Genomic DNA, 21977 nt, shown 5'->3' on the forward strand with positions numbered 1-21977 from the left:
CAGGAAGCGGGGAAACGCCCGCGAGCGCGTCAACGTGGCACGACGACGCGTATTGCCCGCACCCCCGACATCTCGCGCGACGATGCGCGAGCGCAGGCTGTCGCCGACCGCCCGACGTCGGCGACACGAGGCCGGTCCCACCTGGTGCCCCCTGGTGGGGCCGGCCTCACCTCGTCAGGGAGCGGTCAGCGCCGCCCGGGCGCCATGCCGAACCGGGCCAGCACGATCGACTCCAGCAGGCCGACCAAGGCGTAGAGCAGGATCGACGACCCGGTCACCAGCACCACCGACGCCCACATCTCCGCGTAGCGGAACCCGGCGATCGCGGTGAGCATGCCCGAGCCGATGCCCTGCCCCGTGGCCAGCCACTCCGCCAGCAGCGCGCCGATCAGCGCGCCCGGCACCGAGATCCGCGCCGACGCGAACAGCGCCGGCAGCGCGCTCGGCAGCGCGACCTTGCGCATCACGCTCCACGGACTCCCGCCGTAGGCCAGCACGAGGTCGCGCGACTGGCGTGGCGCGGAACGGAGCCCGAACACGATGTTGACCAGCGCCGGGAAGAACACGACGATACCGCCGATCACGGCGACGCCCACGAGGTCGCGCCCGAAGATCAGCACGATCACCGGGGCCATGGCCACGAGCGGCACCGACCGCAGCAGCATCGCGACCGGCAGGAACGTCTGCTCGATGCTGCGGAACAGCACGAACAGCACGGCGACGACGATCGCCGCCGTCATACCGGCGACGAAGCCGACCCCGGCGTCGCGGAACGTCACCGCGAGGTTCGCGAACACGACGTCGCGGTTCGCCGCCGCCTTCGGGTCGGTGACCAGCCAGTTCCACACGTCCAGCGGGGTCTTGCCGATCAGCCTCCGGATCCCGAACACCTGCAGGAACGCCACCCACAGCAGCAGCACGACGACGGCGGAGACGGCGAGCGGCAGCAGCACCCGCCCGGCGCTGCGGGCGAACGCACCGACGGCCGACCCGTCCGACACGGCTTCCGGTGCGGTCACCGGTCGGCCTCCGCCGTGCCCGCGGACCACGGTGCGGCGACGCGGGCCAGGAGCGCAACGGCCGCGTACCCGATGCCGGCCAGCAGTCCGGACATGAGCGCGAGCCCCCAGACCCGCGCCACCTGGTACTGCTGCTGCGCGATCGTCATCGCCACACCGAGACCCGTGTCGACGCCACCGAGGTACTCCCCGATGATCGCGCCGAGCAGGGCGGCGGGCGCGGCGATCTTCAGCGCAGCGAGCACGCCCGGGATCGCCGCGATGAGCTGCACCTTCGTCAACTGCTTCCATCGACCGCCGCCGTACGCGGAGATCAGGTCCAGGCTGGCCCGGTCCGCTGCCCGCAGCCCGAGCAGGGCCCCGACCACCGTCGTGAAGAACACCGAGATCGCCGCCAGGAACACCATCGGCGTCCGCCCACCGAATACGATCTTGACGATCGGCCCGATCGCGATCAGCGGGATGCAGTAGGAGATCACCGCGATCTGCATGGCCAGCCCCTCGAGCGGCGGCACCAGCAGCACGAGCAGGGCGACCGCCAGCGCGAGCGCGTTGCCCCACAGGAACCCCTGGGCCGCCTCGGCCAGCGTCGCGGACACATGAGGGGCGTAGAAGCCCCGCCCATCGCCGACCATCCGCGCGACCACCGCGGCCGGCGTCGGCACCGCCCCGCTGACGGCGAACACCGTCACGGCGAGCAGCCACCACACCGCGAGGAGCACCGCGACGCCGAGTACCCCGCCCACCCCGCGCGGGCGCCCCGCGCGCGTCGGCCGGCCCGTGTCGATCGGGGGAGTGGCGTCGACCACAGCCATCAGTCGACCTCTGCCGGGTCGCGGCCGAACAGCAGGTCCGACAGCCGGTCGTGCAGCGCGTGGAACCCCGGGGTGCGCAGCATCTCCGGCGTCCGCGGGCGTGGCAGGTCGATCTCGACGACCTCCAGGATCCGTCCGGGCCGCGGCGTCATCACGGCGACGACGTCGGAGAGGAACACCGCCTCGCCGATCCCGTGGGTGACCATCAGCGTCGTCGATGCCCGCTCGGTCCAGATCCGCTGCAGCTCCAGGTTCAGCCGCTGGCGGGTCATGTCGTCCAGGGCGCCGAACGGCTCGTCGAGCAGCAGCACCTCCGGGTCGACGACCAGTGCGCGGGCGATCGACACGCGCTGGCGCATGCCGCCCGACAGCTGGGCCGGCTTGGCCTTCTCGAAGCCCTGCAGGCCGACCAGCGCGACCAGCTCGTCGATCTTCGCGGGGTCCACCCGGATGCCCGCGACCTCCAGCGGCAGCCGGATGTTCGCGGTCACCGAGCGCCAGGGGAGCAGCGCCGCGTCCTGGAACGCGATCCCGAGGTCGCCGCCGCGGCGCAGTTCCGCCGGGCTACGGCCGTTGACCAGAGCGGTGCCCTCGGTCGCGTCGTCGAGCCCCGCGAGGATCCGCAGGACGGTCGACTTGCCGCAGCCCGAGGGGCCGAGCAGCGAGCAGAAGCTGCCCGCCGCCGTGTGCAGCGTGACGTCGTCCAGCGCGGTGACCGTGCGCCGTCCGGTGCGGAACCGCTTGGTCAGCCTGCTGATGTCGATACCGGTCACGCCGGCGTGCCGGCCGCCGGTGGCGCCGGTTTCGGTGGCTGTCTCGGTCATGTTCCCCGGATCCGTTCGACTCAGACCTTCAGCGACGGGTCCTCGGCGTAGATCTCCTTGACCAGGGACAGGTCGAAGAGCTGGTCCGCAGTGAGGTCGATCCCCGCGAGCGCCAGCGACCTCATGTTCTCCTCGACCAGCGCGTCCGACACGTTGAACAACCCGTCCGGCTTCGCATCGGGCGGGTTGACCAGCAGGATCTGGCTCTGCATCTCCAGCTCCTGCTCGGCGCGGTCGAGGTTGAGGTCCTTGCCGTACACCTCCACGGCCAACCGGGCCGCCTCGGCGGGGTCGGCGAGCGCGTCCTTCCACCCCTTGATCTCGGCGCGCAGGAACGCCTTGACCTTGTCGCGCTCGTTGTCCAGCGTCTCCTGCAGCACGGTGACCGTCTCCGCCGTGAGCGGGAAGCCGTTGTCGGCGAAGCTGAGCGTGGCCGTCTCGAAACCGCGGACCTTCAGCGCGTTGGGCTCGTTCGTCAGGTACGCCACGAACCCGTCGACCTCGCCGGTCGTGACCGGTGTCGGGTCGAACTGCACCGGAACGCGGGTGATCGACGCCGGGTCGAGGCTGTTGGCCTTGAGGAACGCCGTCCAGACGTTGTCGTTGGTGTCCTGCACGCCGATCTTCTTGCCGACCAGCTGACCGGGCTCGGTGATCCCCTTCTCGGCGAGCGAGACGACGCAGAAGGGGTTCTTCTGGAACGTCGCACCCACGATCTTGAGCGGGGCGCCCTGGACGACGGCCGGCGCGGTGAGCACCGGGGCCGACAGACCGGCCCAGCACGCGCCGCTGACGAGGTTGGTCTCGACGCCCGTGCTCGCCGACCCGCCTGCCAGCAGGTCGACCTTCTCGAAGCCCTCTGCCCCGTAATAGCCCTTGGTGTCGGCCATGTACTCGCCGGCGAACTCGACGTTCTTGATCCACGACAGCTGCACGGCGACCGTGCCGTTGGGCGTCGCCGCGCCGCTCGCCCCGCCACCGCTGCTCGAGCCGGCCGGGGCACCGCCGCACGCCGCCAGGGCTGCGGCGCCGCCGAGTGCCAATCCGGACATGCGGAGGAAACGGCGACGATCAAGAGAGGTGGAGAGCATCTGCGCAAGCTAGAAGCGTCGAGTTTCCCCCAGGTTGACCCGTGTTAACCGAAGATCAAGGCGATGTTGCGATCGTGTCCCGTCACGCTGCGCACGGCGATGATCGCCGTGGGGATACGTTCCGATTTGTCCTTGTCCTCCTGGTCGCCGGTCCGCCAGGCTCCTCCTACCAGCGCCTTTCCGTCGCCGAGGAGTTTCGATGAGCGCCCCCGACACGATCGTCCTGATCCACGGTTTCTGGGTGACGCCCCGGAGCTGGGAGAACTGGGTGTCGCACTACGAGCAGCGTGGTTTCCGCGTGTTGGCGCCGGCGTACCCGGGCTTCGAGGTGGAGGTGGAGTCGCTCCACGCCGACCCGTCGCCGGTCGAGAAGATCACGATCCCGGGGATCGTCGCGCATCTGGAGTCCGTCGTCGGTGCGCTGGATACCCCGCCGATCCTCATCGGCCACTCGGCAGGCGGTGCGTTCACCCAGATCCTGCTCGACCACGGCTACGGGGCGGCGGGCGTCGCGCTGAACTCGGCCCCGACCGAGGGCGTGCCGGTCGTCCCGCTGTCCCAGGTCAAGGCCACCTTCCCGGCGCTGCGCAACCCGGCGAACCGGCACCGCGCCGTCACCTACGACTTCGAACAGTGGAACTACGCGTTCACCAACACGCTGCCGGAGGACGAGGCGCGGGCCCTCTTCGAGCGCTACGCGGTGCCCGTCTCGGGCTCGATCCTCTTCGAGAGCGCGCTGGCCAACCTCACGCCCGGCCACCAGGGCACCTGGGTCGACTACAGCAACGGCGACCGCGCCCCGCTGCTGTTCGTGGCGGGCAGCCAGGACAACATCATGCCGCCGAAGGTGCAGTGGTCCAACGCCGCGCACTACCGCTCCGACAAGACCCTGACCCGCGTGGTCGAGTTCAGCGACATGCCCCACCTGCTGCCCGCCGCGCCGGGTTGGGAGGAGATCGCCGACTACGTGTTGGCCTGGGCGCTGCGCAACGCCCGTCGGTGATCCGCTGCACGCACGTCGGCGGTCCCACCCTCTTGATCGAGGTCGCGGGGTGGCGGCTGCTCACCGACCCGACCTTCGACCCGCCCGGCCGACGCTACGCGTTCGGCTGGGGGACGTCGTCGACCAAGCTCACCGGCCCGGCCGTCGCGCCCGACGATCTCGGTCCGCTCGACGCCGTGCTGCTCACCCACGACCACCACGCCGACAACCTCGACGACCGGGGACGTGCGCTGCTCCCTCAGGCGGGGACGGTGGTGACCACCAGGTCGGGAGCGCGGCGGCTCGCGGTCGACGCCCTCGGGCTCGACCCGTGGGTCACGACCCGGCTCGAGGCCCCGGGCAGGCCCGCGATCACGGCCACCGCCACGCCGTGCCGGCACGGTCCGCCGTTGAGTAGGCCGGTCGCCGGCGACGTCGTCGGCTTCGCCCTGACGTGGGAGGGCGCAGCGGGAGCGCTGTGGATCTCCGGGGACACCGTGCTGTTCGCGGGTCTCCGCGAGGTCGCACGGCGGATCCCCGTCGACGTCGCGGTGCTCCACCTCGGCGGCGTGCAGTTCCCCGTCACCGGCCCGCTCCGCTACAGCATGACCGCCACGCAGGCCGTCGAGATCCTGCGGCTCGTGCGGCCGCGCGTCGCGGTGCCGGTGCACTACGAGGGCTGGGCACACTTCCGGCAGGGCCGCGCCGACGTCGACGCGGCCCTCGCCGGAGCTCCGGACGTCCGGACCTCGGTGCGGTGGCTCCCGCTCGGGGAGCCGGCCGACCTCTAACGTCCCCGCCACTCCCGGTACAGCCCGACCAGCGCCGCCGTCGACGCGTCCAGCGCCGACATGTCGGGCTCCCGCTCGGTCAGCGCCGGTCCGAACTGCCTGGCCATCACCTTGCCCAGCTCGACGCCCCACTGGTCGAACGAGTCGATCCCCCAGATCACGCCCTCGACGAAGGTCATGTGCTCGTAGAAGGCGATCAGCTGGCCGAGTGTCGACGGGGTCAGCTTCGGGGCGAGGATGGTGGTGCTGGGCCGGTTCCCGGGCATCACCTTGTGCGGCACGATCTCCGCGGGCGTGCCCTCCGCCGCGATCTCCTCCGCGGTCTTGCCGAACGCCAGCGCGGCCGACTGCGCGAACAGGTTGGCCATGAACAGGTCGTGCATGTCGGTTCCACCCGCGGCCGGGTCACCGTCGACCGGCAGTTCGTGGTTCGGCTGGGCGAAGCCGATGAAGTCGGCCGGCACGAGCCGGGTGCCCTGGTGCAGGAGCTGGTAGAAGGCGTGCTGGCCGTTCGTCCCCGGCTCGCCCCAGAAGATCTCGCCGGTGGTCGTGGTGACGGGGGTGCCGTCGGCCCGGACCGACTTGCCGTTGCTCTCCATCGTCAGCTGCTGCAGGTAGGCCGGCAGGCGGTGCAGGTACTGGCTGTAGGGCAGCACGGCGTGGGTCTCGACACCGAAGAAGTTCGAGTACCAGACGTTGAGCAGGCCGGCGATGGCCGGCAGGTTCTCCTCGAGCGGCGCGCTGCGGAAGTGGGTGTCCATCGCGTGCATCCCGGCGAGGAACTGCCCGAACTGGTCCGGGCCGACGGCGACCATGAGCGAGAGCCCGATCGCCGAGTCGAGCGAGTAGCGCCCGCCCACCCAGTCCCAGAAGCCGAACATGTTGGCCTCGTCGATGCCGAACTTGCGCACCTCCGTGGCGTTCGTCGAGACCGCGACGAAGTGCTTCGCGACGGCCGACTCGTCGCCGCTGAGGCCCTCGACCAGCCAGTCGCGGGCCGCCCGGGCGTTGGTCAGCGTCTCCTGGGTGGTGAAGGTCTTCGACGAGACGATGAACAGCGTCGTCTCGGGGTCGAGGTCGAGGACGGCCTCGGTGACGTCCGTCGGGTCGATGTTCGAGACGAACCGGAAGGTCAGCGTGCGGTCGCTGTACGCGCGCAGCGCCTCGTAGGCCATCACCGGCCCGAGGTCCGAGCCGCCGATGCCGATGTTGACCACGGCGCGGATCCGTTCGCCCGTGTGCCCGGTCCACTCGCCCGAGCGCACGGCGTCGGCGAACTGCGTCATCTCGGCGAGCACCGCGTGCACGTCTGTGACGACGTTCTGGCTGTCGACGGTCAGTGATGCGTCGTCGGGCAGGCGCAGTGCGGTGTGCAGCACCGCCCGGTTCTCACTGGTGTTGATGTGGACGCCGGTGAACATCTCCTCGATGCGCTCCGGCAGGCCCGCCCGTCGGGCGAGCGCGGCCAGCAGCGGGACGGTGTCGCGGGTGATGCGGTTCTTGGAGTAGTCCATGACCAGGTCTGCGCCGGTCGTGGTCAGCGCCTCGACGCGCCCGGGGTCGTCGGCGAACAGCTCGCGCAGGTGGCGTGGAGCCACGGCGGCGTGGTGCTGGGCGACCTCGGCCCATTCGGGGGTCGCGCTGATGTCGGTGCTCTGCTCGGTGTCGGCCACGGGGTGATCCTTCCGCGAGTGGCGTGGGAGGGGGTGCGGGGACGGCCTACGACTTCGAGGTGCTGGGGACGTCGCCGAGCGCCGCGGCCCCGAAGGCGCGTTCCCAGAGCTTGATGCCGCCGAGCAACCCGGAGATGTTCGGGACGACCGTCCGGTTCGGGCCCAGCGTGTCCGGGTCGAGCCGCTTGGCGTTGCCCCCGCCGATGAAGATGTGGTCGGGCAGCACCATGGCCTCGAAGGTGTCGAGCGCGCTCATCACGAGCTTGCGCCACGCCTTGTTGCCGATCTTCTCCCGGTGGTGGTCGCCGCACGCGACCTCGATCGACAGGCCTTCGGCGAAGCGGCCGTGGGAGAGCTCCATGTGCGGCAGCAGCGCGCCGTCGAAGAACACCGCGCAGCCCACCCCGGTGCCGAGGGTGATCACCAGCTCCATGCCGGCGCCGGTCGCCACCGCGCAGCCCTGCACGTCGGCGTCGTTCGCGACGCGGGTGGGGCGGCCGAAGCGCTCCTGCAGGGAGTCTTCGAGCTCGAAGCCGGACCACTTCCTGACGAGATCGGGGTCCGGCGGCTCGCCCTGCCCACGTCGCGAGAACGCCGGTACCTCGCGCACCCGGCCGCGCCGGATCGCGCCCGGGAACCCCACGGAGACGCGGTCGTACTCGGGCTGGGTCTTCGCGAGCTTGTCCAGCGCGTCGAGCAGCACCGACGGCGGACACGGGTACGGGGTCTCGACACGCACCCGCTCAGAGATCATCTCGCCCTCGGGGTCGAGCACCACGGCCTTCAGGCCGGTCCCTCCGACGTCGATCGCCAGCGTGCGCGGACCGCTGTCGCCCATGACCCTCCCTCACCGTTGAGGCTCCTGTCGCGAGCCGTCGCGGCGCGACGCTAGTCGTGGGCACCGACCGTGTCATCCGCGAACGCCGGGCATCGAGGGGCGGGCACGTCTCGTGGCCGAGCCGTCACCGGAAGCGGTGAGCGGTCGTTGCCCGATCGAGGGGCACACGGATGACGGCCCCGTCGAGGAGGTCCCCGGTGAAACGCTCCCTGCCCGCTCCCGCGGGCGACGTCGCGCTCCTGATCACGCGCGTGCTGCTCGGCGTGGTCATGCTCGCCCACGGTTACCAGAAACTCGTCGTCAACGGCATCGGGCGCACCACCGCCGGCTTCGAGTCGATGAGCATCCCGGTGGCCATCGTGTCGGCCTCGTTCGTGACCGTCGTCGAGGTCGTCGGCGGGGTGCTGCTGATCCTCGGGCTCCTGACCACCGTCGTCGCCGGCTGCATGGGCTTCGTGATGGTCGGGGCGGCGGTGTTCGTGCACGGACGGCACGGCGTGTTCGTGAGCGACGGCGGATGGGAGCTCGTCGGATCCATCGCTGGTGCGCTGCTCGCACTGGCGGCGGCGGGTCCGGGCCGGTTCAGCCTCGTGCACCTGCTGCGGGAGCGGCGCCGGCGGCCCGCGGCGGTCGAGGCCCCCGCGCCACCCTCGGCGCCGGCGACCTACGAGCAGGACTTCATCCCTCCGCCGGGGCTGCCGGTGACGCCTCTGATCCGGCTCGCGCCCGAGTCGAACCAGTGGCGCCCCGCGCCCTCGGCGTTCGACGAGCCGGAGCGGACGGGGCCGTCGCCGATGCAGCGCCGTCCGACACCCGCTCGCCGACACTGATCGCGGAGAGTGGCGGGTGAGTCGACCAGCGGAGTGAACTGGGTCACGCGGATGGGGTAGGTTTCCGGCGCCCCGACCGGAGGATCATCCCGTGAACCGTCCCCTGCCCGGGCCGACGCGCGACGTCGCGCTTCTGCTCACCCGGCTCCTGCTCGGAACGATCATGTTCGCCCACGGCTACCAAAAGCTGATGATCAACGGTCTCGGCCGCACGACAGCGGGCTTCGAGTCGATGAGCATCCCGGTGGCGATCTTCTCGGCCGCCTTCGTCACCGTCGTCGAGATCGTCGGCGGCGTCCTCGTGCTCGTCGGCGCGCTGCTCCCGGTCGTCGCGGCCTGCTACCTGGTGGTGATGGTCGGTGCCGCCGTCTTCGTCCACATCGCGAACGGGATCTTCGTCGCCTCGAACGGCTGGGAGCTGGTCGGGGCGATCTCGGCGGTGCTCCTGGCGCTGGCCGCGGCGGGGTCGGGCCGATACGGGCTCGATCATCTCGTCCGTTCCCGGCAGGAGCACCTGGCCGCCGACGACATGTCGTCGGCGGTGACGGCGACCTTCCGGCCCCCCGCTAAGCACGCGCTATCGCCGGATCATTCGGGACGCGCCACGTCGTTCGGCGAGTCGCCGTTCGCCGACCCGTCGCCCGGCGCCGAGTCCTGACCCGGCCGCCGCGGGGCGCGGTGCGATCATGTGGGCGATGTCCGCCTCCGCGTTGCGCCACGTCACGGCCGTCCGGTACGTCACGCCGCTGCGTGAGGGCGGGTCGCTGCCGGGGCTGATGGAGGCCGACGACCTCGGCACCTACGTCGTCAAGTACTCCGGCGCGGGCCAGGGTGTGCCGGTGCTCGTTGCCGAGGTGGTCAGCGGGGAGCTGGCGCGCGGGCTGGGGCTGCCGGTGCCGGAACTGGTGACGGTCGAGCTCGACCCGGCGCTCGGCACGGCCGAGCCGGACCAGGAGGTCCAGGACCTGCTGCGCCGCAGCCCCGGGCTGAACCTGGGCATGGACTTCCTGCCCGGTGCCCTCGACCTCGACCCCGGCGCATTCCCGGTCGACCCGGGGTTCGCCGGGCGGGTGCTGTGGTTCGACGCGCTGGTCGGCAACGTCGACCGCACCTGGCGCAACGTCAACATGCTGCGCTGGCACGGCGCGCCGTACCTGATCGACCACGGCGCCACCCTGACCTTCCACCACGGCTGGTCGGGCCCCGAGCCGCCCGAGGTCCTGGCAGTGGGGGCGGCCAGGCCGTACGACGCGTCGGCGCACGTCCTGCTGACGGCGTCTCCTGATCTCGACGCGGCCGACGCCGAGCTGGCTCCCCTCGTGACACCCGAACTGGTAAGAGCGGCGGTGGCACGCGTGCCCGACCGCTGGCTGGACGTGCCGGGCTTCGCCGACGTCGCCCAGGTGCGCGACGCGTACGTCAGGCGCCTGCTCGCCCGCCGCGACGCCCGCGACGCGTGGCTGCCGCCGCTGCGAGAGGCGGTCGCGCAGCACCCTGCCCGAACCGGCGCGACCACCGGCTCGCCGCGGCCGGCGCGGCAGATCTGGAGGCGGCCCACGTGACCCGCCATCCGTTCGAGTACGCCGCGATCCGCGTGGTGCCGCGGATCGAGCGTGGCGAGGCGATCAACGCCGGGGTGCTGCTCTACTGCCGCGGCCTCGACTACCTCGGCGCCCGCGTCCACCTCGACGAGGCCCGCCTGCACGCCCTGGACCCGCGGGCCGACGCCGACGGCATCGCGTGTGTCCTGCGGGCGCTGGAGAAGGTGTGCGGGCAGGACCCCGAGGAGGCGCGCCGCGCAGGGCCGGCGGGGGAGGAGGACCGGGGCCGCCGCTTCCGCCGCCTGACCGCCCCACGCAGCACGATGGTGCAGCCCGGCCCGGTGCACACGGGCCTCACCACCGACCCGGAGGCCGAGCTCGCCCGCCTGTTCACCGAGCTGGTGCTCCCGCTGCCGAGCTGACGCGCCGCGCGCACGATCGCAAGACTCGCGTGCACCAGCAAGGCTCGCGTCAGACGTGGGCCGGGGTTCCGAGCGTCACCGGCATCGCGTCGAACCCGCGCAGCAGGCGGGTCGGGCGCCGGTGCGGGGGACCGGCGAGCGCGAGGTCCGGGAACCGCTCGAACAGTGCCCGTAGCCCGATCTCGCCCTCCATCCGCGCGAGCCCCGCCCCGAGGCAGTAGTGCAGTCCCTGGGAGAAGGCGATGTGGCGGTCGGCGTCGGTGCGGGTGACGTCGAACCGTTGCGGGTCGGCGAACACCGCGGGATCGCGGTTCGCCCCGCCCAGGGCCAGCACCACGAGCTGCCCCGCCGCCACCGGTTCGCCTGCCGCCTCGGTGTCGCACTTCGCCAGCCGGGCCGTGCGCTGCACCGGCGAGTCGAACCGCAGCACCTCCTCGGTCGCTCCCGCCCAGGACGCCGCGCCCGTACGCAGCGCCGCGAGCTGCGACGGGTGCTCCAGGAGCAGCGCGACGCCGTTGCCCAGCAGGTTCACCGTGGTCTCGAACCCGGCCGCGAGTAGGAGCGAGGCGATGCTCAGCAGCTCCTCGTCGGTCAGCCGCTCGTCGTCGTGCACCGAGACGAGGGCGGAGAGGATGTCGTCGGCGGGGGAGCGGCGGACCCGCTCCAGGTGGCCGACCATCCAGCCCTGCAGCGCCGCCAGGTCCCGCTCGGCCCGCCGGTAGTCGCGGTAGGTCAGGCCCGGATCCAGTGACAGCGCGACGCCGGCGCCCCATTGCAGGAACTGCCGCCGCATCTCCACCGGTGCACCCAGCATCTCGGCGATGACCGTGGCCGGCAGGAGGCTGGCGTAGTCCGCGACGAGGTCGACGGTGCCGGTCGGGGCCTTCGCCGCCATGTCGTCGAGCAGCTCGTCGGCGATCTCCGCCACCCGCCCGCCCAGCGCCGCGATCCGGCGTGCGCTGAACGCGCGGGTGACGAGCTTGCGGTAGCGCGTGTGGTCCGGAGGGTCGACGGCGAGCATGGACGGCGGGTCGGCCGGGTCGAGCGGGCCTCCCTCCGCCAGCCGCATCGCGAGCTTCACGGGCCGGGCCAGCTCGTTCGGAGAGCGGACGGCCGTGCCGAAATGCGGGCTGCGCAGCACGGCCGTGCACACGTCGTGGTCCACGGTCATCCGCGCGAGCCCGGTCACCACGATCCGTCCCCGCGCCCGCAGCTCCTCGTACGACGGGTAGGGGTCGTCCCGCAGCGTCTCGTCGAAGATCATCCGTGCGCCGACATCGCCCGTCCGGGCCCGGCGGAGGAGAAGCCCCCGCATCAGCCCGTGCCGGAGGCCCCACCGGAGAAGCTGCCGTGCGTCGAACCCACCCACCTCACCCACGCTACCCAGCGCGGGCACCCGACGGCCGGTAGGAACGGTGTGGTGCCCGCTCCCCGCCTCCTCGCCGTCTCCGATCTGCACGTCCGCTACCCCGAGAACCGCGCCATGGTCGAGGACCTGCGGCCGGGGTCCGACGGCGACTGGTTGATCGTCGCCGGGGATGTGGCGGAGCGGATCGACGACGTCGTCGGCACGCTCGCGCTGCTGCGCGACCGGTTCGCCTCCGTCGTGTGGGTGCCGGGCAACCACGAGCTGTGGACCCGCGCGAAGGAGGGCGTGCCGCTGCGGGGGGAGGAGCGCTACCGCCACCTCGTGCAGGCGTGCCGGGAGATCGACGTGCTCACGCCGGAGGACCCGTACCCGGTCTGGACCGGCGACGGCGGCCCGGCGGTGGTCGCGCCGCTCTTCCTGCTCTACGACTACTCGTTCCTCCCCGACGGCACCTCGACCGCGGACGAGGGCCTGGCCGCGGCGTACCGGGCCGGGGTGGTGTGCACCGACGAGCACCTGCTCGCGCCCGACCCGTACCCCGACCGCGCCGCCTGGTGCGCCGCCCGGATCGCGTACTCCCGGTCGCGGCTCGACGCCTGCGATCCCGCCCTGCCCACCGTGCTGGTCAACCACTGGCCGCTGACCCGGCTGCCCACGCGGGTGCTGCGGTATCCGGAGTTCGCGCTGTGGTGCGGCACGACGGCGACGGCCGACTGGCACGTCCGCTACCGGGCCGCCGCGGTGGTCTACGGCCACCTGCACATCCCGCGCGAGACGTGGGAGGACGGCGTGCGCTTCGTCGAGGTGTCACTGGGTTACCCGCGCGAGTGGCGTACCCGGGGTGTCCCCGACCCGCTCCTACGCACGGTCCTCCCTGCCCCGTGACCGAACTTCGACGTTCCTCTCAACCAGTGGAGAACCGGCGGTTTCCGCTGATGCCGGTCTGGCTACGCCTCAGCACACGGTGACGGCGCTCACGTCTCGAAGGGGAGATGAATGACGATACGGAAGACGGAGGACCCCCGGGCGCGCTACTCGGGCTGGGTGGCTCCACTCTGCTGGACGGCAGTGGCGCTCGAGGGCTTCGACCTGGTGGTGTTGGGGGTGGTTCTGCCCTCCCTGCTCCAGGAGCCCGGCTGGGGCCTGACACCGAACACCGCGTCGCTGGTGTCGGTGGTCGGCCTGGTCGGGGTCATGCTCGGCGCAATGGCAGTCGGAGCGATCAGCGACATCATCGGCCGGCGCCGGACCGTCGTCTGGACCGTGATCATCTTTTCGGTGCTCACGCTCGCCTGCGCCTTTGCGCCCAACCCCTTCATCTTCGGTCTGCTGCGGTTCCTGGCCGGGCTCGGGCTCGGCGGGGTACTGCCCACCGCGATCGCGATGGTCAACGAGTTCGCCCGGACCGGCCGCGGAGGCACAGCGACCACCTCGCTGATGACCGGCTACCACGTCGGCGCGGTCGCCACCGCGCTACTGGGGATCCTGCTGATCCCGCGATACGGCTGGGAGTCGATGTTCGTCATCGGCGCGCTCCCTGCGCTGGTCCTGGTCCCGCTGCTGCTCAAGTACCTGCCGGAGTCGGACGCCTTCCTCCGCGCTCGCGCCGGCCTCGACTCCCCGGCGGGCGGTGCGGCCAAGCGGAGCAAGAACCCCGTCGGCATCCTCTTCCAGCACGGTCTCGCCCGGTCGACCATCGCGTTCTGGATCACCTCGTTCATGGGTCTGCTTCTGGTCTACGGGTTGAACACGTGGCTGCCGCAGATCATGCGCTCGGCCGGCTATGAACTGGGTGCTGCGCTGGCGCTGCTGCTGGTGCTCAACGTCGGTGCGGTTCTCGGTCTGTTGATCGCAGGCAAGGTGGCCGACCGGATCGGTAACCGCCGCTCCACCATCGCCTGGTTCGCCGGGGCGGCGCTGTTCCTCGCACTGCTGAGCATCAAGCTGCCCGGTATCGGCGTGTACGTGTCCGTGCTGCTCGCCGGCATGTTCGTGTTCAGCGCACAAGTACTGGTCTACGCCTACATCAGCCACCTGTACCCGGCCGTCGTGCGGGCCACCGCCGTCGGCGCGGCCAGCGGGTTCGGCCGGCTCGGCGCCATCTCCGGCCCGCTGATCGGCGGATGGCTCCTCACCGTCGGGCTGGCCTACCCGTGGGGCTTCTACATCTTCGCCGTCGTCGCCGCGCTCGGCGCGCTGTCAATCATGCTGGTCAACCGCGACCCGGCGCCGAACGAGCCGCTCCCGGTCGACGAGGACGAGGCCGATCACGCCGGCGAGCGGCACGTGGGTGGGACGCGGAACTGACCATGCGCACTGTCCGGGACGCCACGTTCGACGTCTTCCGCCGCTTCGGGATGACCACGATCTTCGCCAACCCCGGCTCCACGGAGATCGCGTTCCTCACCGGCCTGCCCGACGACCTACGGTTCGTGCTCGCACTGCACGAGGGCTCGGTCGTCGGCATCGCCACCGGTCACGCGACGGCGACGGGCCGGCCGGCGTTGGTCAACCTGCACACCACCGCGGGCCTCGGCAACGCCGTCGGCGCCCTCGCGACGGCGCGGACGAACCGCGTCCCGCTCGTGGTGGTCGTCGGCCAGCAGGACCGGCGCCACCTCGTCTACCGGCCGTTCCTGGCGGGCGACCTCGCGGGGTTGGCGGGCGACTACCCGGTGTGGGTGAACCAGCCCGCCCGCGCGCAGGACGTGCCGAGCGCGATCGCCCGCGCCTGGCACGAGGCGGTCGACGGCCGCGGACCCGCTCTGGTGATCGTGCCGAGCGACGACTGGGCCGAGCCCGCCGACGACGCCCCGATCGCCGCCCCGGCCCGCCTGCACCGCGGGACGGCGGCAGATCCGGCAACTCTCGCCGAGCTCGCCGACCTGGTGGGAGGAGCGAGTTCGCCCGCGCTGGTGGTCGGGGCCGACGCCGACGACCCCGAGACCTGGGCCGCGCTGGTCGCCCTGGCCGAGCGCCTCGACGCCCCGGTGTGGCAGGAATCGTTCGCCGCCCGCGCCGGCTTCCCGCAGGACCACCCGCTGTTCGCCGGCCACCTGCCCGCCGGCCGGGCCCGGCTCCGCGAGGCGCTGGGCGGCCACGACGTCGTGCTGGCGGTCGGCGCGCCGGTGTTCCGCCAGTACCCCTACGAGCAGGGCCCGTTCGTCAACCCCGGCACCACCGTCGCGCTGGTCACCGACGACGTCGAGGACGCCCATCACAGTCCGGTGCAGTTCGCGGTGGTCGCCGGACCTGCGGCGGTGTGTGTCGCCCTCGCCGAGCGGGTGACCGCCCGCTCCGCGACGACACCTGCGCCCACCCGGCCGGCGCCGCCGCGGCCGCCCACCGACGGCGAGCCGTTGCGGGCGTCGCACGTCATGGCGGCGCTCGCCGAGCGGGTCGCGGCGGACACCGTCGTCGTGGAGGAGACGCCGTCGAGCCGCCCCGACCTGCACCGGCTGCTCCCGGCCCGCGCTCCGCTCGGCTTCCTCAGCGCCGCGATGGGTGGGCTGGGCTTCGCCCTGCCGGCCGCGATCGGCGTCCGGATGGCCGAGCCACGCCGCCCCGTGGTCGCGGTGGTCGGCGACGGCTCGTCGCTCTACGGGATCCAGGCCCTGTGGAGCGCGGCGCACTACGGGTGCGGCGTGCTGTTCGTCGTGCTGGCCAACGGCCGCTATGCCGTCATGGACCGGCTCGCCGAGCAGCACGGGGCGGGTAAGGCGCCGTGGCCCGCGTTCGAGGAGGTCAGCATCTCGACGTTGGCCGAAGGCCTGGGGTGTCCGGCCACCCGCGTCGGCACCCACGACGAACTGCTCGCGGTGCTCGACGAGGTGGTGCCGACGCTGGGCGAACGCACCGAGCCGCTGGTGCTCGAGGTCGCGGTGGTTCCGGACACCACGTTCGCGCCGTGACCGTTCCAGCCGTGGAGAAGGGCCCCGTGCACGACGGAGTGGCCGGCTCGACCGATCCCGGCCGCTCCGTCCTCGGGCGGGCGCTCGCCGTACTCGACACCTTCTCGACGGAACGGGCCGAGCGGACGCTCGGCGCGATCGCCCGCGAGGCGGGACTCCCGTCGGCCACCGCGCACCGCATGGTCGCCGAACTCGTGGCGTGGGGCGCCCTGGAGCGCGTCGGCCGGGGCCGCTACCGGATCGGGCTGCGGCTCTGGCAGCTCGGCTCCCTGGCGCCCGAGGCCCGTACCTTGCGTGACGTGGCGCTGGCGTTCCTGCACGACCTGCTCGAGGTCACCCACGAAGTCGCGCACCTCGTCGTCCGCGACGGCGACAAGGCGCTCTACCTGGAACGCCTCATGGCCCGTCCCGAGGTGCACGTCCGGTCCCGCGTGGCGCGCCGGCTGCCGTTGTACGCCACGGGGCCAGGCAAGATCCTGCTCGCCCACGCACCCGACGACGTCGTCCGGCAGGTCCTCGCCGGCCCGCTGCCACGGCTGGCTCGCAACACGATCGTCGATCGCGACCTGCTCGACGCCGCACTCGTCGCGATCCGCGAGTCCGGGTACTGCATCTCGCGGGAGGAGACGACGGACGGCGCGTCGTCGGTCGCCGCCCCGGTCCGCGGCCCGAACGGCGACGTCGTCGCCGCCATCTCCGTGGTCGTGCCCGCCGACCGGCGCGACCTCGCCTCGCTCGTCCCGGCGGTGCGCGTCGCGGCCGCCGGTATCTCCCGGGGGCTGCGGCCGCGAGCCCACCGCTCCACCAGACTGCAGAAGGGAAGTACCCCATGACGTTCCTGGACCGCGCCCGCTGGGAGGGCAAGATCTTCACCACGGGCGGGTGGGTGGCCGGTTCCGGCGGCGAGTACGACGCCGTCGAGCCCGCCACCGGCACCACCCTCGCCCGCGTCGGCGCCGCCTCGGAGTCGGACGTCCACAAGGCGGCCGAGACCGCCGCTCAGGCCCAGCGCGACTGGGCGGCCCTGCCCTACGACCGGCGCGCGGCCGTGCTGCGGCGCGCCGGTCAGCTGTTCGTGGAGCACGAGGACGAGATCCACGAGTGGCTGGTCCGGGAGTCCGGGGCGATCCGGCCGTTCGCCGGCTTCCAGACCCGTGCCGTGGCCGCGGAGGAGTGCTGGGAGGCCGCCGGGCTGGCGAGCCACCCCTACGGCGAGATCCTGCGGTCGAACCAGCCGCGGCTGTCGATGGCGCGGCGGCTGCCGGTCGGCGTGGTCGGGGTGATCGCGCCGTTCAACGCCCCGATCATCCTGGCCATTCGGGCCATCGCCCCGGCGCTCGCGCTGGGCAACGCGGTGGTGCTCAAGCCCGATCCCCGCACCGCGGTGTGCGGCGGTGTGGTGTTCGCCCGGATCTTCGAGGAGGCCGGGCTGCCGCCCGGGCTGTTCCACGTGCTGCCCGGTGGCGCGGACGTCGGTGCGGCGGTGGTGGACGACCCCGTGATCCGGGTCATCGCGTTCACCGGGTCCACGCGCGCCGGGAAGATCATCGCCGAGCAGGCGGCGAAGCGGCTCAAGCGGGTGCACCTGGAGCTGGGCGGCAACTCCGCGCTGATCGTGCTCGACGACGTCGACCTGGAGAAGGCGGTGTCGGTCGGGGCGTTCGGGTCGTTCAACCACTCCGGGCAGATCTGCATGGCCACCAGCCGCCACCTCGTTGCCGACTCGATCGCGGCGGATTACGCGACGGTGCTCGCCGAGCACGCCGACCGGATCCCCGTCGGCGACCCGTCCGGCGGCGACGTCGGCATGGGCCCGATCATCGACGCCGCCCAGCGCGACCGGGTCCATGACGTCGTCACCACCTCGGTGGACGCGGGCGCGACGCTCCGCGCGGGCGGCACCTACGAGGGGTTGTTCTACCGTCCGACGGTGCTCTCCGACGTCCCTCTGACCGCGCCCGCCTACGCGCAGGAGATCTTCGGGCCGGTCGCCCCCGTCGTCGCCTTCTCGAGCCTCGACGAGGCCGTGTCGCTGGCCGGGGGCACGGAGTACGGGCTGTCGCTGGGCATCCTCACCCGCGACGTGATGAAGGGGCTGGAGCTGGCCGAGCGCATCCCGTCCGGGCTGGTGCACATCAACGACCAGACCGTCAACGACGAGGCGCTGATCCCGTTCGGCGGGGTCGGTGAGTCGGGCACCGGCTCGCGACACGGCGGTGCGGCGGCCAACCTCGAGGCGTTCACCGAGACCCAGTGGGTGACGGTGCGCGGCGACCTGCCCGCCTACCCGTTCTGAGCGATCGGGCCCGCCCCGCCCCGCGCCGGGTGGGGGCGGGCCCGCCTGCTCAGTGGTGCGCGACGTAGCGCACCGGCTCCGGGAGACGCGCCTCCTGTCGCACGCGCGTCGAGAACCGCTCGATGGACGCCAGCGCGCTCACCACGTCCGCGCTGCGCACCTCGAAGGGCATCGCGTGGATGGTCTCGCCCTCGACCGTCGCGGCGTCGGCGACCGTCTTGAGCGAGTCGAGGTCGTCCGCGCTCAGGCCGACCTCCGTCAGCGTGTTCGGCAGCCCGACCCGCGTGGTGAACTCGACGAAGTCGCGGATCTCGCTCGCCGGGGCACCCTCCAGGACCAGCTGGGTCACCGAGCCGATGTTCACCTTCTGCCCGTGCGCGAGCCCGTGCGTGGCGCCGACGGCGGTGAGCCCGTTGTGGATCGCGTGCGCGGCGGCGAGCCCGCCCGACTCGAAGCCGAGCCCGGAGAGCAGCGTGTTCGCCTCGATCACCTTGTCGAGCGCGGGCGTGACCTGGTGGTCGCGCACCGCGTCGACGGCCTGCAGCGCGTTGTCCCACAGGACGTCCCAGCTGAGCTTCGCCAGCGCCGTCCCCGTCAGCGTCGGCAGCCCGCCCGCCATCGTGTTGGAGTTCGACTGGGCCGTCGCCCGGGCCTCCAACCAGGTGGCCAGCGCGTCACCGACGCCCGCGACGAGCAGGTCGACCGGCGCGTTGGCGACGACTTGCGAGTCGACGAGCACGAGGTCCGGGTTCCGGGGGAAGAAGCGGTACTCCTCGAACTCCCCGTCCTCGGTGTAGATCACCGACAGCGCGCTGCACGGCGCATCGGTGGAGGCGACCGTCGGGCAGTTGGCCCAGCGGATGTCGGCCAGGAAGCCCGCCGCCTTGACCGCGTCGATCGTGCTCCCGCCACCGATCGCGACCGCGACGTCCGCCCCCGAGCTCTTGATCGCGCCGACGAGCCGGTCGACCTCCTTCGCGCTCGGCACGCCGCGGAACGTCTCGCGCTGCACCGGCAGGCCGGCGTTCTTCAGCGACGCCTCGACGTCGTGCCCCACCAGACCCCAGACCAGGTCGTCGGCGACGAGCAGCGGCGTCGACCCGATCGTCTTGAGGTAGTCGCCGAGCTGGTGGATTGCCCCCTTGCCCTGGACGTAGCGGCTCGGGCTGATCACGGTGCGGACGGGTGCGGCCACGGCGGACTCCAGACCTGACGACGATGTCCGTGCCGCACCGGACCTGTGTCGACCGGCGACAGCACACTGTGGACAACGACCCTAGGCACGGCACACCGCCACCGGTGCCGGTTGTCTCACTTTGACACGGGTCGTGCGGCGTCAGAGCATCGCGTCGATCTCGGCCCGGTGGTACGCGAGCGGGGTGACCGGGAAGCCGAAATCGTCCTTGTGCAGGCTCGCCGACCCGCACCACCCGCACCGTCCCGCCGCGTCGATCACGGCGCGACTCTCGAGCTCGGCCCGACGGCCCGCCGGACGACCGGCGACGGCGGGGCGCGCGTCGCGGGCCTTGACCTGGCGGTAGAGCCACCAGGCGCCGAGCGGGATCGAGACGATCAGCGCGAGACCGAGCAGGCTCTGCACGAACCCGACCACGATGCTGATCGCGATGCCTGCCAGCACGAGCACTCCGACGACCTGCGCCACCCGCAGCACGATCCCCGACATGGCGGTCTCCCTTCGCGCGCCCGCGACCGACGCTACCCGCACCGGGCGGGCTCGGAACCGCGTCAGAAACCGTGGCGCCGGTCGCCCGCCACCGCCGCGCACAGCCGTGCCTCGGACTCCGCCGAGAAGGGCTCGCGGTACGCGGCGACCGCCGCCTGCGTCTCGTCCATGACCAGGTCGGCGTTGATCTGCGCTCCCGCCATCGCGGCGGCCGCCGCCGCGGCGCCCACCTGCGCGGTCAGGTCCGTGACGTTGCCGGCGACCCACACCCCGGGCACGTCCGTCCGGCCCGTCGGGTCGGCGGGGACGTACTCACCGACCCCGCTCGGGTGCTCGACGGCCCGCAGCCCGAGACCTGCCAGGAGATCCGCCCGGGCGACCATCCGCGTCGCGACCACGACGGCGTCGCGGCGGACCACTCGGCCGTCGCGCAGCCGGACACCCGTCAGCCGGTCGTCGGCGACCTCGACCGCGGTCACCTCCCCGTGGACAACCCTGATCCCGCGGGCCGCGAGCTGCTCGGCCTGTTCCGCGGTCGGGGGAAGCGTGTGGGAGAAGAAGGTGACGTCGGCGGTCAACTGCCGGAACAGCAACGCCTGGTGCACCGACATCGGCCCGCTCGCGAGCACGCCCACGGCCTGGTCGCGGACCTCCCAGCCGTGGCAGTACGGGCAGTGCAGCACGTCGCGGCCCCACCGCTCGCGCAGGCCGGCCACGTCGGGCAGCTCGTCGACCAGGCCGGTGGTCACCAGCAGCCGCCGCGCCCGGACCGATCGACCGTCGGCCAGGGCCACGATGAACCCGTCGCCGTCCCGCGTGGCTCCAGTGACCTCCCCGTCCACGACGACGCCGCCGTACCGCCGGACCTCCGCCCGGCCCTGTGCCAGCAACTCGCCCGGAGACGTGCCGTCGCGGGCCAGCAGGCCGTGCACTCCCTCGGCCGGCGCATTGCGCGGAGCTCCTGCGTCGATCACCATCACAGCCCGCCGCGACCGGGCCAGCATCAGCGCCCCGCTCAACCCCGCTGCGCCGCCACCGACCACCACGACCTCTGCGTCGTCCATCCACTCGTCCATCACGACCACCTCCACGACAGACCATGCGCCGATTCGGCAGACATCGGCAACTTTCGTTGCTGATGTGGCAACATGCAGGAGTGGACGACGACCTGGACGACGCCATCACCGCAGCCGGCCCACGGCTGCGCGCGCTGCGCAAGCAACGCGACATCACGCTCGACGAACTGTCGTCCCAGACCGGCATCTCCAAGAGCACGCTGTCGCGTCTGGAGTCCGGCAGCCGCCGCCCCACGCTGGAGCTGCTCCTCCCGCTGGCCCGGGTCTACGGCGTCACCCTCGACGAGCTCGTCGGCGCCCCACCGACCGGCGATCCCCGCGTCCACCTCCGCCCGGTGACCCGCAACGGCATGACGATGCTCCCGCTGACCCGTCGCGCGGGAGGGATCCAAGCCTTCAAGATCATCATGTCGCCCGGCGGCCGGCCCGAGGAGCCCGATCCGCGGACCCACGAGGGATACGAGTGGATCTACGTTCTCAACGGGCGGCTGCGGCTGGTGCTCGGCGACCACGACCTGGTCCTCACCTCCGGCGAGGCGGCGGAGTTCGACACCCGGACACCCCACTGGTTCGGCCCGGTCGGGGGAGCGGCGGTCGAGTTCCTCAGCCTGTTCGGCAAGCAGGGCGAGCGCGCGCATCTGCGCGCTCGGCCGAAGGGCTGAGGCGCTCCCGGCGTCCTCGCAGAGAGCCCGGCCTCCTCGCCGACGCGGTCGCCTCTGCGACGAGTGCGCCACGTCTGCGAAGAGGGCGGGAACGGCGCTGCACGATCGTCTGCACGTTGGGGCAGTGCGTTCCGCGGCGGCGTCCTTAGGCTG

At 72.3% G+C, this 21977-nt stretch carries 22 protein-coding genes; 12 read left to right on the plus strand and 10 right to left on the minus strand.

Annotated elements, in window-relative coordinates:
• Nucleotides 1–185: 185 nt before the first annotated feature.
• The 4 genes from RM445_RS10430 to RM445_RS10445 are packed head-to-tail and all read right to left on the minus strand — an operon-like array spanning nucleotide 186 to nucleotide 3749.
• Nucleotides 186–1019: an ABC transporter permease gene (locus RM445_RS10430; protein ID WP_311555965.1), complete on the minus strand. Its 834-nt coding sequence runs from the start codon at nucleotides 1017–1019 to the stop codon at nucleotides 186–188.
• A complete protein-coding gene (locus RM445_RS10435) occupies nucleotides 1016–1834 on the minus strand; it encodes an ABC transporter permease (RefSeq protein WP_311555966.1) in 819 nt (272 codons plus the stop codon). The genes RM445_RS10430 and RM445_RS10435 overlap by 4 nt, the downstream gene beginning before the upstream one ends.
• Nucleotides 1834–2658 carry an ABC transporter ATP-binding protein gene (locus RM445_RS10440; RefSeq protein ID WP_311555967.1) on the minus strand — a complete coding sequence of 275 codons (825 nt, stop codon included), beginning with the start codon at nucleotides 2656–2658 and terminating at the stop codon, nucleotides 1834–1836. Before RM445_RS10440 ends, RM445_RS10435 begins: the two co-directional genes overlap by 1 nt.
• 20 nt (nucleotides 2659–2678) lie before the next feature.
• A complete protein-coding gene (locus RM445_RS10445; protein WP_311555968.1) occupies nucleotides 2679–3749 on the minus strand; it encodes an ABC transporter substrate-binding protein in 1071 nt (356 codons plus the stop codon).
• A gap of 199 nt (nucleotides 3750–3948) precedes the next feature.
• On the opposite strand from RM445_RS10445, the gene RM445_RS10450 reads away from it, so the two are divergent.
• Together RM445_RS10450 and RM445_RS10455 are read left to right on the plus strand one after the other, a co-directional pair.
• The gene (locus RM445_RS10450) at nucleotides 3949–4752 is read left to right on the plus strand and encodes an alpha/beta hydrolase (RefSeq protein ID WP_311555969.1); all 804 of its coding nucleotides are present in this window, start codon (nucleotides 3949–3951) and stop codon (nucleotides 4750–4752) included.
• Nucleotides 4749–5522: an MBL fold metallo-hydrolase gene (locus RM445_RS10455; protein ID WP_311555970.1), complete on the plus strand. Its 774-nt coding sequence runs from the start codon at nucleotides 4749–4751 to the stop codon at nucleotides 5520–5522. Before RM445_RS10450 ends, RM445_RS10455 begins: the two co-directional genes overlap by 4 nt.
• On the opposite strand, the gene pgi is transcribed toward RM445_RS10455, so the two are convergent.
• Nucleotides 5519–7195 (minus strand): glucose-6-phosphate isomerase, encoded by a 1677-nt coding sequence (gene pgi, locus RM445_RS10460; RefSeq protein ID WP_311555971.1) that lies wholly within the window; start codon nucleotides 7193–7195, stop codon nucleotides 5519–5521. The two genes, RM445_RS10455 and pgi, sit on opposite strands and share 4 nt — an antisense overlap.
• 46 nt (nucleotides 7196–7241) lie before the next feature.
• Nucleotides 7242–8033 carry an ROK family protein gene (locus tag RM445_RS10465; protein WP_311555972.1) on the minus strand — a complete coding sequence of 264 codons (792 nt, stop codon included), beginning with the start codon at nucleotides 8031–8033 and terminating at the stop codon, nucleotides 7242–7244.
• 197 nt (nucleotides 8034–8230) lie between these two features.
• On the opposite strand from RM445_RS10465, the gene RM445_RS10470 reads away from it, so the two are divergent.
• The 4 genes from RM445_RS10470 (at nucleotide 8231) to RM445_RS10485 (ending at nucleotide 10826) form a co-directional block, all read left to right on the plus strand.
• A complete protein-coding gene (locus RM445_RS10470) occupies nucleotides 8231–8863 on the plus strand; it encodes a DoxX family protein (RefSeq protein ID WP_311555973.1) in 633 nt (210 codons plus the stop codon).
• 91 nt (nucleotides 8864–8954) lie between these two features.
• Nucleotides 8955–9521 (plus strand): DoxX family protein, encoded by a 567-nt coding sequence (locus RM445_RS10475; RefSeq protein WP_311555974.1) that lies wholly within the window; start codon nucleotides 8955–8957, stop codon nucleotides 9519–9521.
• A gap of 37 nt (nucleotides 9522–9558) precedes the next feature.
• The gene (locus tag RM445_RS10480) at nucleotides 9559–10425 is read left to right on the plus strand and encodes a HipA family kinase (protein WP_311555975.1); all 867 of its coding nucleotides are present in this window, start codon (nucleotides 9559–9561) and stop codon (nucleotides 10423–10425) included.
• Nucleotides 10422–10826: a DUF3037 domain-containing protein gene (locus RM445_RS10485; protein ID WP_311555976.1), complete on the plus strand. Its 405-nt coding sequence runs from the start codon at nucleotides 10422–10424 to the stop codon at nucleotides 10824–10826. Before RM445_RS10480 ends, RM445_RS10485 begins: the two co-directional genes overlap by 4 nt.
• Before the next feature lie 49 nt (nucleotides 10827–10875).
• Here the strand turns inward: RM445_RS10485 and RM445_RS10490 are convergent, their stop codons facing one another.
• Nucleotides 10876–12195 (minus strand): cytochrome P450, encoded by a 1320-nt coding sequence (locus tag RM445_RS10490; protein WP_311555977.1) that lies wholly within the window; start codon nucleotides 12193–12195, stop codon nucleotides 10876–10878.
• A gap of 48 nt (nucleotides 12196–12243) precedes the next feature.
• On the opposite strand from RM445_RS10490, the gene RM445_RS10495 reads away from it, so the two are divergent.
• The 5 genes from RM445_RS10495 (at nucleotide 12244) to RM445_RS10515 (ending at nucleotide 18402) form a co-directional block, all read left to right on the plus strand.
• Nucleotides 12244–13080, plus strand: coding sequence for a metallophosphoesterase family protein (locus RM445_RS10495; RefSeq protein ID WP_311555978.1), 837 nt, complete (start codon nucleotides 12244–12246; stop codon nucleotides 13078–13080).
• A 111-nt stretch (nucleotides 13081–13191) separates the two neighbouring features.
• The gene (locus RM445_RS10500; RefSeq protein ID WP_311555979.1) at nucleotides 13192–14502 is read left to right on the plus strand and encodes an MFS transporter; all 1311 of its coding nucleotides are present in this window, start codon (nucleotides 13192–13194) and stop codon (nucleotides 14500–14502) included.
• A 2-nt stretch (nucleotides 14503–14504) separates the two neighbouring features.
• On the plus strand, nucleotides 14505–16106 hold the full coding sequence (gene mdlC, locus RM445_RS10505) for a benzoylformate decarboxylase (protein WP_311555980.1): 1602 nt from the start codon (nucleotides 14505–14507) through the stop codon (nucleotides 16104–16106).
• Entirely contained in the window at nucleotides 16103–16939 is an 837-nt protein-coding gene (locus tag RM445_RS10510; RefSeq protein ID WP_311555981.1) for an IclR family transcriptional regulator, read from the plus strand. The genes mdlC and RM445_RS10510 overlap by 4 nt, the downstream gene beginning before the upstream one ends.
• Nucleotides 16936–18402, plus strand: a complete 1467-nt coding sequence (locus RM445_RS10515) for a benzaldehyde dehydrogenase (RefSeq protein ID WP_311555982.1) — start codon at nucleotides 16936–16938, stop codon at nucleotides 18400–18402. The genes RM445_RS10510 and RM445_RS10515 overlap by 4 nt, the downstream gene beginning before the upstream one ends.
• Before the next feature lie 49 nt (nucleotides 18403–18451).
• Here the strand turns inward: RM445_RS10515 and RM445_RS10520 are convergent, their stop codons facing one another.
• The 3 genes from RM445_RS10520 to RM445_RS10530 all read right to left on the minus strand — a co-directional run bounded on the left by RM445_RS10520 (nucleotide 18452) and on the right by RM445_RS10530 (nucleotide 21162).
• The gene (locus RM445_RS10520; RefSeq protein ID WP_311555983.1) at nucleotides 18452–19597 is read right to left on the minus strand and encodes a glycerol dehydrogenase; all 1146 of its coding nucleotides are present in this window, start codon (nucleotides 19595–19597) and stop codon (nucleotides 18452–18454) included.
• Between the two features lie 141 nt (nucleotides 19598–19738).
• Nucleotides 19739–20086, minus strand: a complete 348-nt coding sequence (locus RM445_RS10525; protein ID WP_311555984.1) for a hypothetical protein — start codon at nucleotides 20084–20086, stop codon at nucleotides 19739–19741.
• 62 nt (nucleotides 20087–20148) lie between these two features.
• Nucleotides 20149–21162 (minus strand): NAD(P)/FAD-dependent oxidoreductase, encoded by a 1014-nt coding sequence (locus RM445_RS10530; protein WP_311555985.1) that lies wholly within the window; start codon nucleotides 21160–21162, stop codon nucleotides 20149–20151.
• 80 nt (nucleotides 21163–21242) lie between these two features.
• On the opposite strand from RM445_RS10530, the gene RM445_RS10535 reads away from it, so the two are divergent.
• The gene (locus RM445_RS10535) at nucleotides 21243–21824 is read left to right on the plus strand and encodes a helix-turn-helix domain-containing protein (protein ID WP_311555986.1); all 582 of its coding nucleotides are present in this window, start codon (nucleotides 21243–21245) and stop codon (nucleotides 21822–21824) included.
• Nucleotides 21825–21977 lie beyond the last annotated feature (153 nt).

The organism is Pseudonocardia charpentierae, assembly GCF_031845345.1.
In the GTDB taxonomy this organism is placed as follows: Bacteria; Actinomycetota; Actinomycetes; order Mycobacteriales; family Pseudonocardiaceae; genus Pseudonocardia; species Pseudonocardia charpentierae.

Excerpts from the sequence above, each read along its gene's own strand:
- mdlC (WP_311555980.1), top strand. The coding sequence starts at position 14,505 with ATGCGCACTGTCCGGGACGCCACGTTCGACGTCTTCCGCCGCTTCGGG.
- RM445_RS10440 (WP_311555967.1), bottom strand. The coding sequence starts at position 2,658 with ATGACCGAGACAGCCACCGAAACCGGCGCCACCGGCGGCCGGCACGCC.
- RM445_RS10525 (WP_311555984.1), bottom strand. The coding sequence starts at position 20,086 with ATGTCGGGGATCGTGCTGCGGGTGGCGCAGGTCGTCGGAGTGCTCGTG.
- RM445_RS10515 (WP_311555982.1), top strand. The coding sequence starts at position 16,936 with ATGACGTTCCTGGACCGCGCCCGCTGGGAGGGCAAGATCTTCACCACG.
- RM445_RS10480 (WP_311555975.1), top strand. The coding sequence starts at position 9,559 with ATGTCCGCCTCCGCGTTGCGCCACGTCACGGCCGTCCGGTACGTCACG.
- RM445_RS10465 (WP_311555972.1), bottom strand. The coding sequence starts at position 8,033 with ATGGGCGACAGCGGTCCGCGCACGCTGGCGATCGACGTCGGAGGGACC.
- RM445_RS10445 (WP_311555968.1), bottom strand. The coding sequence starts at position 3,749 with ATGCTCTCCACCTCTCTTGATCGTCGCCGTTTCCTCCGCATGTCCGGA.
- RM445_RS10500 (WP_311555979.1), top strand. The coding sequence starts at position 13,192 with ATGACGATACGGAAGACGGAGGACCCCCGGGCGCGCTACTCGGGCTGG.
- RM445_RS10530 (WP_311555985.1), bottom strand. The coding sequence starts at position 21,162 with ATGGACGAGTGGATGGACGACGCAGAGGTCGTGGTGGTCGGTGGCGGC.
- RM445_RS10450 (WP_311555969.1), top strand. The coding sequence starts at position 3,949 with ATGAGCGCCCCCGACACGATCGTCCTGATCCACGGTTTCTGGGTGACG.
- RM445_RS10435 (WP_311555966.1), bottom strand. The coding sequence starts at position 1,834 with ATGGCTGTGGTCGACGCCACTCCCCCGATCGACACGGGCCGGCCGACG.